Annotated in this window: 9 protein-coding genes; all 9 read right to left on the reverse strand. The window is 55.2% G+C overall.

The window, feature by feature from the left end; genetic code table 11:
- Positions 1-149: 149 nt before the first annotated feature.
- The 9 genes from ACFFK0_RS29825 to ACFFK0_RS29865 all read right to left on the reverse strand — a co-directional run bounded on the left by ACFFK0_RS29825 (position 150) and on the right by ACFFK0_RS29865 (position 12577).
- Entirely contained in the window at positions 150-1295 is a 1146-nt protein-coding gene (locus ACFFK0_RS29825; RefSeq protein WP_377474943.1) for an ABC transporter substrate-binding protein, read from the reverse strand.
- A 178-nt stretch (positions 1296-1473) separates the two neighbouring features.
- A complete protein-coding gene (gene cysK / locus ACFFK0_RS29830; protein ID WP_377474945.1) occupies positions 1474-2409 on the reverse strand; it encodes a cysteine synthase A in 936 nt (311 codons plus the stop codon).
- A gap of 87 nt (positions 2410-2496) precedes the next feature.
- Positions 2497-3219: a DsbA family oxidoreductase gene (locus ACFFK0_RS29835; protein ID WP_377474947.1), complete on the reverse strand. Its 723-nt coding sequence runs from the start codon at positions 3217-3219 to the stop codon at positions 2497-2499.
- 138 nt (positions 3220-3357) lie between these two features.
- A complete protein-coding gene (locus tag ACFFK0_RS29840) occupies positions 3358-7971 on the reverse strand; it encodes an endo-1,4-beta-xylanase (RefSeq protein WP_377474949.1) in 4614 nt (1537 codons plus the stop codon).
- Positions 7972-8532: 561 nt separating this feature from the next.
- Positions 8533-9033: a GNAT family N-acetyltransferase gene (locus tag ACFFK0_RS29845; protein WP_377474951.1), complete on the reverse strand. Its 501-nt coding sequence runs from the start codon at positions 9031-9033 to the stop codon at positions 8533-8535.
- Positions 9034-9083: 50 nt separating this feature from the next.
- On the reverse strand, positions 9084-9785 hold the full coding sequence (locus tag ACFFK0_RS29850) for an HAD family hydrolase (RefSeq protein ID WP_377474953.1): 702 nt from the start codon (positions 9783-9785) through the stop codon (positions 9084-9086).
- Between the two features lie 375 nt (positions 9786-10160).
- Positions 10161-11318 carry an MFS transporter gene (locus ACFFK0_RS29855; protein WP_377474955.1) on the reverse strand — a complete coding sequence of 386 codons (1158 nt, stop codon included), beginning with the start codon at positions 11316-11318 and terminating at the stop codon, positions 10161-10163.
- A 25-nt stretch (positions 11319-11343) separates the two neighbouring features.
- Complete coding sequence (locus tag ACFFK0_RS29860; protein WP_377474957.1) at positions 11344-11907, reverse strand: PadR family transcriptional regulator; 564 nt, start codon at positions 11905-11907, stop codon at positions 11344-11346.
- Between the two features lie 148 nt (positions 11908-12055).
- Positions 12056-12577, reverse strand: coding sequence for a DinB family protein (locus ACFFK0_RS29865; protein WP_377474992.1), 522 nt, complete (start codon positions 12575-12577; stop codon positions 12056-12058).
- Positions 12578-12647 lie beyond the last annotated feature (70 nt).

A 12647-nucleotide genomic window follows, 5' to 3' on the forward strand; every position in this document is an offset into this window, starting at 1 on the left:
AACAGTTACCCTCTTCTCAACAAAGAAGGTAACTGTTTATGTTCCTGCATCAGAGAGTACAAAATTTCGTCTATAAATTGGCTGATTCCGCTACGGTAACGCGCCCGTCCTTGAGGACGGCGTAAACCGTTTATCCTCGGCCAACAGGGTTAGTTCAGGTTAACCAATACCTTCTCTTCCCACAGCTGCGGGATCGCCTTCGAGGTTGCGTCCCACGCCTTGAAGTCCTTGATCGGCTTGGCGTTCTTGTATTGCTCGCTAGGTACCAGCTTGCTCGCCACGTCGGCCGGCAGCTTCACATCGTCGCGGATCGGACGGGCGAAGCCCTTCGCCAGATTGATTTGACCGGCATCGCTGAGGATGTACTCCTGAGCCAGCTTCGCTGCATTCGGATGCGGCGCATACTTGTTGATAATCGTCGCGTAAGCGCCGATGACGCTCGCTTCCTTCGGAATGGAGATATCATAGTCGGCCGATTTCAGCTGATCCTTGTACCCAAGTGCGTTGAAGTCCCACACGAGAGCCACTTCAATCTCGCCCTTCTCGAAGTTCGCCACCTTGACGTCCGCGAGAGAAATGCGCTTCTGCTTCGACAGCTTCTCGAAGAAATCGATGCCCGGCTGAATGTTCTTCTCGTCGCCGCCATACGCCATCGCCGCCGCCAAGATCGCGTTCTGCGCCTGCGAAGCTTTCGCCACATCGCCGATCGCTACCTTATAGTTACCCTTCAAAATATCGTCGAAGCTCTTTGGCGGGTTCGGCACCAGCTTCGTATTCGTCATGAACGCAATCGTACCGGTGTAGCCGACGACCCAGTTGCCGTCCTTATCCTTGGCCCAGTCCGGAATCTTGTCCCACGTCGACACCTTGTGCGGCTGCACGACGCCCTTCTCCACCGCAACAGAAGTGAACGCCATGCCGACGTCGCCGATATCGGCCGTAGGCTTGTCCTTCTCAGCTTCGAACTTGGCGATCTCTTCGGCCGAGGACATGTCCGTGTCGGTGTGCTTGATGCCGTATTTGCTCAAGATGTCCGCCCAGGTGTCCTTCCAGTTCGCCCAGGTATCCGGCATACCGACGCTGACGACCGTTCCTTCCTGCTTCGCCTTCTCGGTAATTTGCTCCAGGGTTAAAGGCTTGTTCGCGTCCGCTTCCTTCGTTGTGTTTGCAGCCGCCGGTGCCGGCGCCGGCGTGCCCGCCGAGCTCGAAGCCGGCTTCGTTTCGGTCGTACCGCATGCGGACAACGCCGCCATCAGGACGGGTACAACCAGTAAGCGCATTGCTTTCGGTTTCATCGTTCCGTGCTCCCTCCACTTTTCAGTAAATGTGATATGTTGTGTTTTCTTGTTGTTTTTCGACTGAATTCATCATACAAGCCAATTATTATCGGAAGTTCAATGTGCCGTGAATTTATTGTAAATGCCATGCAAAAAAGGCCGCAGCCTCTAAGCCGCGACCTTCATTCTGATGCAGTTACGCTTCCGGATACAGATCCGTCGACAAATACCGCTCGCCCGTATCCGGCAGCAGCACCACGATCTTTTTGCTGCGATTTTCCGGTCTCTTCGCAATCTGCAGTGCCGCAAACACCGCCGCCCCGGACGAAATGCCGACCAGCAGCCCTTCGCAGCGGGCCAGCTCCCGCGCCGTCCCGATCGCTTCTTCATTCCTCACCTGCACGATTTCATCGACAACCGACCGATTGAAATTATCCGGGACAAACCCGGCGCCGATCCCCTGAATGAGATGCGGTCCGCGCTTCCCGCCGGAAAGCACCGGGGAATCGTGCGGCTCCACAGCGACGATGGATACGGACGGCTTCCGCTCCTTCAGCACTTCCCCTACCCCTGAGATGGTGCCTCCCGTACCGACACCGCCGACAAACATATCCACCTCGCCGTCCGTATCCCGCCAAATCTCTTCCGCCGTCGTTTGCTTATGAATGCTGGGGTTGGCCGGATTGGTGAATTGCTGAGGGACGAACGAATGAGGGATCTCGGCGGCCAGCTCTTCCGCTTTCCTAATGGCTCCGCCCATTCCTTCCGCAGCAGGCGTCAGCACCAATTCGGCACCGAGCGCGATGAGCAGCTTCCGGCGCTCCAGGCTGAAGCTCTCCGGAAGCGTAATGATCAGCCGATATCCTAGCGCCGCGGCGGCGAAGGCAAGGCCGACTCCCGTATTCCCGCTGGTCGGCTCGATAATGACCGAGTCCTTATGGAGCAAGCCGCGCTTTTCCGCATCCTTGATCATCGCATAGCCGATCCGGTCCTTCACGCTGCCGGCCGGATTGAAATATTCCAGCTTCGCGATGATATCCGCATTGACGCCGTGTTTCTGAATGAAGTTGGTTAATCGCAAGAGCGGCGTGTTTCCTATAAGTTCAGTAAGATTGCTCGAGATTCTGGTCATGGGTGTCCCTCCGTTTGAGTTTTTTACCAAACAACAGAAAGAAAGACCCGCCCGGCCCGGCGGCCAAACGAGTCTTCCGACAGCCGCTTACTTCTTGGCAGGCGGAGTGCACACCCCGTCTGCACATGCCTCGTCCGCCAGCTCCCCGCCCTGTTCATTCAGCATCGTGAGCGGGCGCGATTCCTCCCAGGCCTGCTGCAGCGCTTGAACGAAAACTTCGCTGGGCTGGGCTCCCGAGACGCCGAATTTGCGGTCAATGACAAAGAAAGGAACGCCGCGTATGCCGAGCTGCGCAGCTTCCTGCTCATCGGCGCGGACCTCGCTCCCATACTCGCCCTCCGCCAGCATCCGCAGCACCTCATCCCGGTCAAGCCCGATTTCCGCCGCGAGGCCGGCGAGCGTCTCGTGATCGCTCAGGTTCAGCGAGTCGGTGAAATACGCTTTCAGCAGCCGTTCCGTCATCGCGTTGCGCTTGCTGTACGCGGCGGCATAGTGGGTCAGCCGATGCGCGTCGAACGTGTTCGTTACCGCGATCGTGTCCATGTTGTACGTAAGACCGACGTCAGCGGCTTGCTCCGTCATGTTGCGGTTCATCTCGACGGCCCGTTCGCGCGGCATACCGTATTTATTGGCCAGCATTTGATGAACATCGTACTCCACTTTACGAGGCGCGTTCGGATCCAGCTCGAAGCTGCGATACACGATCTCTACCTCCGCACGCTGAGGAAACTGCTCCAGTGCAGCTTCAAAGCGGCGTTTGCCGATATAACAGAACGGACAGGCAAAATCCGACCAAACTTCAACTTTCACAGCAAACCCTCCTTAGACGTCGTTGACGCTCTTCTGCCATTGTACGCCTGTAGGACCCATACTTCAAATCCGTCAAAAAAGGCCGCCCCCCTCTCGACCAAACGGTCAAGCGAGGATGACGACCCTCTTTACCGAAAATTAGGTTTGATACAGCAGTTGATGGAGCATGGCGGCTGCCTGCGCCCGATTGGCCGCAGCCTTCGGTGCAAATTCGCCTTCATTCATGCCGTTAATCATACCGGCTTGCTGCAAAGCCGCTACCGCTTCTTGCGCATAACCGGCGATATCGGCCCCGTCGGCGAACGCCTCTGGAGCTTTAACCGGCTCCAGTGTCAGCCGCGCCGCGGCCATTGCCCGATAAATCATGACCGCCATATCCTCGCGGCTGATCAGGTCTTGGACACCGAAAAATCCTTCTTTCACGCCGTTAACGATTCCGAGCCGATGGGCCGTCAGCACGGCTTCGTAATACCATTCGCCTTGCTCCACATCGCTGAAAGGATTGCCTCCTCCGTTCGCTCCGTTCGCGTGAAGATCCAGCGTCCGAACCAGCAGCTGTACGAATTCGGCTCTCGTTACGTCCTTCTCCGGCGCGAAGCTTGCGTCCGACACGCCGTCCACGATCCCGCGGGCGGCCAGCGCGGAGATGCTGCCCGCGGCCCATTCCATCCGGGCCAGATCGGAGAAGCGCACTTCTACCGGAACAGCCGCGTATTTGCTGAAGTGCTTGGCTTTGAATTCGACCGTACCGGAAGCCGGATTGTAACGGCCGTTCTTCACCACTTCGAGGGTGCCGTTATCCGAAATATAGCAGATGACGACTTGCCCCGGATTCTCTCCCGCCTTCAGGGTGTACGGAATGGACACTTGAACCGTCTGACCGGCGCCGAATTCGCGAATACGCTCACCGCCTACGCTTAAGTTGAAGTCAAACACCGCATTGCTTCCAACTCGGCTGCGAATCGGTTCCGGCAAATCGGCGGGTTCCACTTTGCTCACGCTCAGTTCAACCTCGGCTGCGTGATCCGAGCCTGTTAAGAGCGAGCTGGGAAGCTCCAGCTTGGCAAAGCCCGTATCGACCAGAATCCGCTTTACACCGGCGTCCGCGGCAGCCTTCACCCGATCGGCCGGCAGCTTGGCAGCGACGGCCTTGACCTCACCGGGCGTTACGATCTCAAACGCAATGCGGCCCGCTTTGACTCTCTTCAATGCCTCGGCAAAAGCTTGCTCCCCTATGTCGGCCGTCGCTTTCCCGCTGGCATCGACAGTGGCCTTTACTTCATTGGCCGGAAGGGCCGGCACTTGACCCGGAGCCGTGCCGGAGCCGCCCGTGCCGGGATTGCCGCCGCCCGTTCCAGTCTCGGTGCCGGTGCCCGAATCGGAGTCCGGATCGGGGCTTGCGGCCTTGCCGACCAAGGTAAGCACGCCGTAAACGGATGTGTCCATATAGCCGTTGCCGGTCGTATCGTTCCAGGCGGCAACGCTTTGACGGGAACCGTCCTTGCCGTCGTTGATCTGTACGTCAAAGCCGATCTTCTTGCCGTTAGCCGGCGTTACGTCCTTCAGCGGTATTTTCGCTTCAATCGTGTAGTTCGTTCCGGTTACTTTCGCTGCCGATACGAAGCCTTCCTCGATCGCGGCCGGATTGAACGAGGTATCGCCGGCGAAGTTCACCCGGTATTGTCCGTCGTCATCTTGGTAGAACGATGTTTTGGCATTGTTCCGGTCGACGAAGATTTCAACGGAATCCTGCTCCCATGCATTGGGGCTGCTCTTGTCCAGCTGCGCGTCGCTAACCTGGATCAGCACATACAGATGTCGGTCGTCCCAGAGCGCCTTCGCCACTCCGCTTGCGCCCTGCCACGCCATCTGATAGCGATTCACCGGCATCGCGTAGGTATCGCTCCAAACCGAGTCCACCGTACCGTCTATAACGGGGGTACCATATTTCGCTGTGGACTGGTTTGCATGGGCCGTGTCAGGCTGATGCTCCGCCATAAACTTATCCGGATCAATGACGCCGTAGTACGCCGGTTTCGCCTGCAGGTTCTTATCGAACAGCAGCGGATTGGCAGAAGCTCTCCAGCTCGTATTGTCATCCATTCCCCAGAACGTAACGCGTTCGATATGGGCTGCATGCGCCTTAAAAATATCGAGCAATTGCGCGTACAAGTAGCCCTGGGCAATCGCCAGCTTCTCGGACAGCTGATAATTGCTTCCCGCCTGAATATCCAGCTCGGTAATGCTGACGGTAACGCCCAAGGAAATAAACTTCTCCAGGGACAGCTTCACATTTTCCGGATTCGTGTTGACATTGTAGTGTGCCTGCATCCCGACGCCGTCGATGAGAAGCTTGCCGGGGTGCGTCCGCGCGTACCTTTCGTTGAGCTCCTTGACCATGCTGTATATGGCTTGGGCCTTATTTTGATTGTCCTCGTTGTAGTCGTTGTAATACAGCTTGATATTCCAGTCCGGATGCTCATCCAGCACTTCTCTCGCCGCCAGAAACGCCTGCTCGACATAGTCGGGTCCGATCGCTTGATACCACGGGGACCGGCGCAGCGCCGCCTTCCAGTCCGCCGGGTTCGACGGGTTATCGTTCATCGCTTCGTTGACGACGTCCCAGGAAATCACCCTGCCGCCAAAATGCTCCATGACCGTCCGGATATGGGTCCTCAAATTAACGAGCGCTTCCTCCCGGCCGAGCGGGATCGTGTTGTTCTGCGCATCCTTCGCCGTATTCATCCACGCGGGCGACTGCTGATGCCATACGAGCACGTGTCCGTGCATGTTCATGCCTTCCGCCAAAACCTTGTTCACCATCGCATCCGCCGCATCGAAAGTAAAATCGCCCTTCGCAGGCTGCAGCGCATCCGGCTTCATGGCGTTGCCGGCCGTAGCGGCATTGTGATGCAGCTTCAGAAGCTCCAGCCGGACGCCCTCCAGATCCTCCGCCGATATCGCGTTGCCGATCAGGAATTCGTTCCGATAGGCGGTCTTGATCGGAGTCAGATCCTTCTGAATGGAAACCGGGCCCGAGCCCGTGCTGGCAAAGCTGATATCGTCGATATAGAACGAAGCGGTGCTGTTGTTCGAGCTTTCCACATAAATGGTCAAATACTCGCCGCTTACGTTGTTATACCGGTACGTTCCCTCGAATAGAACCCAGCCGTCGCTAGTGCTGATCGTTTTGGGCGCGAGGTTCACATAGTTGGCGCTGCTTCCATCGCCGACCTGCGTGGACAGCTGAAGCTGTGAGCTGGCCGGCGAGATCAGCTTGACCCAGACCGAAACCTTGTACTCGAAGCCTTTGTCCACATACTTCTCCACGCGCAGCACCGGCCCATGCCAGGTGTTCGTTCTGTTCTCCACCTTCAACGCGTACGAACCGCCGGCCGTGTGATTGGCTTCATTGGTGATAGTGAGCGTTTCCGTGCCGGCCCTGCCTGCAAAGCCGCCAGCCTGCTGATCCTCAAAGGTGATTGCGGCAAACGGAATTGCCGGAGGCCGGTTATCATCCCCGCCGCCTGCAGCCGCTTTCTCGGTGATCAGGACATCTCTGATGTAAAATGGCACGGAGGCCCCGGCATCGTTCGACTGCACGCGCAGCGCCGTATCTTTGCTCGTATCCACCGTAAATTCCTTCGTCAGCGTGAACGCATTTCCGGCTGCCAAATCGGCACCGGCCAAGAATGCATAGCTGTTCACCGTCTGCAAGTAAGCCTGCGCACCCGCCGGCACAGCCTCGCCGCTGTACACGTAGCCCTTCACGGTAACCGTATACGTCTTGCCGTTCTGCAGGCCGATGCCGGCGAATTTGAAATCTGCGCCGTCCCAGTTGTTTGTTCTATTGCTCACATAAAGGGCCGCTCCGTCCGTATCGTCATACACGCTGCCGGTGACAGCCGCCAGATTAGCGCCGCCGGATTGCGTGGCCGCGCCCTTGCCGCTTGTGAACGATTCGTGATACACCGTTACTGTGTCTTCCGGTGTTGGCGCAGGTCCGCCAAGCCAGCCGGCGATTTCGTTTAAGGTCGTACCCATACGTACATAGTGGCGTCCCATCGCGTAGCTGTCCTCATTCGGGTAGCCTACCTTGAAGGCATATTTCATGCCGTTAGCTTCCGCCGCCGCTTTGACATCCGCATGATAATGGCCGTAAGGGTAAGCCAGGAGAACAGGAGCTTTCCCTGTAATTTGTTTCAAATATGCGTTCGCTTGGGCCAGCTCGGCCGAAGCGGCTTCCTGTGTCATGCTGTTCCACGTATTGTTAGCGTGGTTAACCGTATGATTTTCAAGACTGATATTCGGGTGATTGGCCGCGATATCCTGCAATTGCGGGAGCGACATGCTGTAGTCGCCGCCGATCCAGCCGGTGACGATGAACGCCACTGCGTTCATGTTGTATTCATTCAATATCGGAAGCGCATTGGTGACCAAATCGGGCGTCCCGTCGTCGAAAGTGAGCAGAATCGGTTTGGCCGGAACCGTCGTCGCGGTGCCATTCATGATGTTCACGTATTGTTCCGAAGTCAGTGTCGTGTAACCGTTGTCATGAAGATATTTCATGGTGCTGCGAAATTTGTCCACGCTGGTGTCGGTCCAATCGTTCGTCGGGGCAGAGACAATCCGGTGATATAACAGAACAGGGATTTCCGGCACTGCCGCTTTTGCATTCGGCACAAGCAACCCTGACGGAAGTAAAGCGGCTGCCAGCAAAATCGAGAGGACTCGCTTGAGCAATCTACTCATTGATCACATTCCTCCAGCCATAGGTTTGGTGAAATCCGTGTTGCGAAGCCGCTGTGCTGAGCCCCGGTTTGAGTAAGCGCTTTCCATTTTCCTCATTGTCCTCCCTTGCAAGGTAAGTGAGAGAAGAAGCACCGCTCCGATTTCGGCGGCCGCAATTGTTGTAAGCGTTTACCAGCTTCTTCCGCATTCCTTATTATGAGTCGCCGCGCGGCAGGTCGGTACCCTAAAAAGTATAGTGCTTGCTTTAAAAAATTAATATGGTGGAAGCGCTGTCCACTTCGGAAATCGTGGTCTGCTTGAGTACGACTCTCAGCATGCGTACGATTATCGGCGATTTTGGCACTACGGCTGCGTTCCGGCGTTATTGACGATTGCGTCGAACTGGGCAGTTAACGGGAAAGAGGCACCCGGATCGCCGGCTGCCTCTTCTTAATATCTATTTGCCCAAGTTCCCCTTCTGACTTAAATCGCAACCACATCATCCCACTATGTCGCGACCGGCATGAAGTTGCCGATTAGTCGGCAGCTTCATTACGTCGTTCTTTGAACTCTAGTTCTCCGTTAACGGGCATTTCTTCGAAATTTAGCATCGCAAAGAACAACTGAAGTCTCGATTTGCCTCTCCGGTACGCTCCAATATTTTCGCAATAAATCGCCCTTCTCGTTTGCATCAACAAGCGTAAATCCGTTTTTCAAATAAAACGAAATGGCCCAATTTGCAGCTTCCCATGTACCGATTAGTATCGGCTTCTCCGTTATTTTCGTAATATGCAGCAACAGTTTGGTACCGATGCCGCCTTGGCGTCGAGCATTTCGTACGTATGCGTGCCGAACTAGAGCGACCTCCCCTTTATCCTGGATTCCCATAACCCCACAAAGCTCCCCATCCTCTTCAAATCCCCAAAAGGTAACGCCGTCCTCAATCTCTTGAACCAGTTCCTCCATACTCATATAGGGATCATGATATCGATCCTCCGGAATAACACCCCGGTAGGCACGAGCCGCATCATTAATGATGTCCCAAATCGAGTTCTCATCGTTCTTATCGCATAATCGGATCAATGTATACACCTCGATTTATAGTAGGCAAATGACAAGTGCGGCTGCAAATTCTAACCCTCCAATATTACCTTACGGACCTCTATTATTTTGCGAACTGTGTAATCGGCGAGAGACAAATCTTGCTGCCCCGAGTTCGGGTTAACAAATCCGATGCAAGACATACCTGCGGTTTTCGCAGCTATTACGCCATTCCTGGAGTCCTCCAGAACCATACAATGCTCCGGTTTCACGCCGAGGAAACGGGCGGCTTCCAAATAAATGTCCGGTGAAGGCTTGCCTCTTTCCACTTCCTCGCCACTAATGATATATGTAAAATAACTGGCGATCCCCAAGCGAGTGAGAACCCCTTCTATAAACCAACGCGGTGACGAAGATGCTACTGCCATCGGTACACCGGTATCGTGCAATGAAACAAGAAGTTCCATAATCCCTTCAATCGGTTCCCAGGCATCATGAAACAGCCTCTCTAACTTGATGCTCTTCTGACAAGCGAGGAGTTCTTCCAGCTCAACGCCCATCATACCGTACGCTTCCCGAATGAGCTGCCACATTTCAGGATTCGTCATCCCCACATACTTTTCCAAATCTTCTTGTTCAACCTGCTGGCCGAACCGTTCCATCGTTAACCTGTCTGCTTCAAAATGCAACGGCTCGCTATCAATGATAACGCCGTCCATATCAAAGATAAACGCACCTTTCACCTTTCTATCCGCGGCTGTCTGATCGAATAGCACGTCACCTAACTCCGTCATGAGCCATTCCCCCTCTACATAGATCGCACCCTGCCGGTTCAAAGCAACATCTATATTTGAATGACGCTAATCTTATTCCCGTTATTATCCGTAAGATCAAACCGTCTAGGTTCGCCGCTTCTTATGCTGGACACTTTAACTCCGGCTCGCTCGAGTCTGGCCCCTAACTTCATCGGCATTCTTCACAACAAAACGCTTTGTTCCCCCATTGGAAATCCACCTTCACTTTTGGTATGTTCCCTTCCCCCTATTATAAAGAACATTTGTTCTTATGTAAACATTTTCCTTTTTGGAATTTGTCCGTTAGCGGCGTATCCCTGCGAAACGCAGGAAAAGCGATGGATCGGCTCCATCGCTTCGCTCCTGCATCCGTCCTTATCCCTCAGACTGACCGACCATATGCTGTGACAATCTCCGTCTCGCGATCAAAACAAACAGCAGAGCCGATACAGCTACCGAGCCCGCGCACACGGCAAACATCGCTTCATAGCCGGTGTATTGCGACACCCACCCCAGCGTGATCGAGCCCAGCCCGATGCCGAGGTCGAACGCAGTCAGGAAGGACGCGTTGGCTACGCCCCTCTTATCCGTAGGCGCCAGCCGTAAATTCGCCGCTTGAAGCGCCGGCTGCGCCGAGCCGAATCCGAACCCGTACATCACCGCGGCGGCAATGATGCCGAGCAGACCGCTGGTAAAGCTTAATACAATTAATGATGCGACCGTAAGCAGAAGGGCCGGTACAATGACGTAGGACTCGCCCAGCTGGTCGGACAGCTTGCCGGCGAAAGGCCTTGCCGCCGTAAGCGCTATGGCATATACAAGGAAGAACGTGCCGGCGTTGACCCTGATCGATTCCGCGAACAGGGGCAGGAACGTTGTGATCCCCCCGTAAGCGACAGCCAGGAAGAACAGCGAAGTCGTGACGGGAAGCACCGATTTATCGAAAATGTCCATTCTCCCCTTCGCCGCGGTCGGCTGAAAGGGGAGCTTGATCGTAAACACGAGCAGGAATGCAGCCGCCGATAGCCCCGTCGCCAGCCAAAACAAGCTGTGGAACGAGCCGCTCTGCACCACCTGCGTCCCCAGCATCGGACCGATCGCCATCGCGATCGTCATCGCCATGCCGAACCATCCCATGCCCTCCCCCCGGCGCTTCGCCGGAATCATATCCGTGACCGCCGTGCTCACAGCTGTCGTCGATAGAGCCCAGCTGGCACCATGCAGCACCCGCAGAACAAGGAGAAGCAAGATTCCGCCGATCCAGTCATACACATACATCGACAGCGTAAAGAAAAGAAGTCCCCATAGCATAAACGGCCTGCGGCCATACCGGTCCAGCAGCCCGCCGACGATAGGACGGAACACCACCGCCGTCAGCGTGAACGCCCCCGCCGCCAGCCCGACCTGCGACTCGTTCCCGCCCAGCTGCTTAATGAAAAGCGGCATCGCCGGCAGCAGCAAATAAAAGCCCGTAAATAACAAGAGCATTCCCAGCGTCATCATGATAAAATTTTTCGTCCACAGCCGCTCCATATTTCCCTCCAATGAACCTTGGTTTTCATTCCGGCCATTCGTCTTCCTGCTCTTGGACCCGTTTCAGCTCTTCCTGAACCCAGCGGACCTCAACCTCTCCGAGCCGTTTGCGCAGCTCCAGCACCCGCAGCAGCTGCACACGCTGCCTGGCAGGCTCCGGCTTCTGCTCGGCGAGGTACGACTCGAAGTCCGATACAAACTTGACATTCCGCTCAACCAGTTGCAAATACTGCTTCAAACAATCGATACGCACGTCCTTGGGGACATATTGGAAATACACCATTTTGAACCGGAAGATCAGCTCCGTCTCCGCTTCCCCGACCGATTCCAGCGGCTTCTTCATCAGCTCCAGGAATCGCTCGCGTCCGGCTTCCGTGATTTCGTAAATTTTCCTTGTCCGCCCTCCCTTCGTCTCCTCCTCCGTTCGGAGTTGAATCCACCCTCCCTCCACCAGACGGGCAAGAAGCGGATACAGCGTTCCCGAGCTGATCTTCCGCCCGAGCCCAACCGAATTGCTCAGTACATCCTGCAGCATATAGCCATGCTTCTCGCCGGTCATCAGCTCTCCCAGCACAAACAATTCAAACAATCCAAGTTCACCACCGCTTTCCATATATCGGACCGACATATTTAATATATATCGGATCGACATATATTTCCATAGAATATTGCATATAAAAAAAGCTCCATCCGCACGACTGTGGCGAACAAAGCTTGTTGAGATCGTATGACACGAACTATTTTAAAATACCTAAATACGCTTTCCACGGTCCGACGTCGGCGCTGTACCTCTTCGCCATGATCCTCGCGATCTGCGCGATATGCGTCAAGTCGTGAGCGACCCAAGTGGAGATCAGCTCCCTCGCCTTTACAACTCCGAAAGCCGGGTGATATCCCGTACATTCCAGCAGCTTCTCCTCGCTCATCCGCTCGAGAAGCTTTGCGATGCTCAGCGCGCGCAGCTCCTTGAATTGCTCCAGCTTCCGCTCTACAGACGCGTCATCCTTCTTCCCCAGATGAGCGAACCGGTCGAAAGGAGGAAACGGCTTGCCCTCGCCTTCCTGCAAAATAAATTCCAGGCGCGGAATCCAATTCGTCCGCTCCGCCTCGATGAAGTGATCCACCACTTGAGTGACGGTCCATGTGCCCTCGCCTTCATTGCTTTGCAGCCATCCAGCCGACAACCCGGACAAAAACAGCGCCAACGCTTGCGGCGTTCGTTCCAGAACCTCAATCGCTTCCTGAAGATGAAAATGAATCAGACTGCTCTCGGCATTCATAGACAAGCCCCCCTCTATAAATACCTATTTTAGCAGGTTCACCCAATTT

The organism is Paenibacillus chartarius, from assembly GCF_042432825.1.
GTDB lineage: Bacteria > Bacillota > Bacilli > Paenibacillales > NBRC-103111 > Gordoniibacillus > Gordoniibacillus chartarius.

Excerpts from the sequence above, each read along its gene's own strand:
- ACFFK0_RS29825 (WP_377474943.1), bottom strand. The coding sequence starts at position 1,295 with ATGAAACCGAAAGCAATGCGCTTACTGGTTGTACCCGTCCTGATGGCG.
- ACFFK0_RS29855 (WP_377474955.1), bottom strand. The coding sequence starts at position 11,318 with ATGGAGCGGCTGTGGACGAAAAATTTTATCATGATGACGCTGGGAATG.
- ACFFK0_RS29840 (WP_377474949.1), bottom strand. The coding sequence starts at position 7,971 with ATGAGTAGATTGCTCAAGCGAGTCCTCTCGATTTTGCTGGCAGCCGCT.
- cysK (WP_377474945.1), bottom strand. The coding sequence starts at position 2,409 with ATGACCAGAATCTCGAGCAATCTTACTGAACTTATAGGAAACACGCCG.
- ACFFK0_RS29850 (WP_377474953.1), bottom strand. The coding sequence starts at position 9,785 with ATGACGGAGTTAGGTGACGTGCTATTCGATCAGACAGCCGCGGATAGA.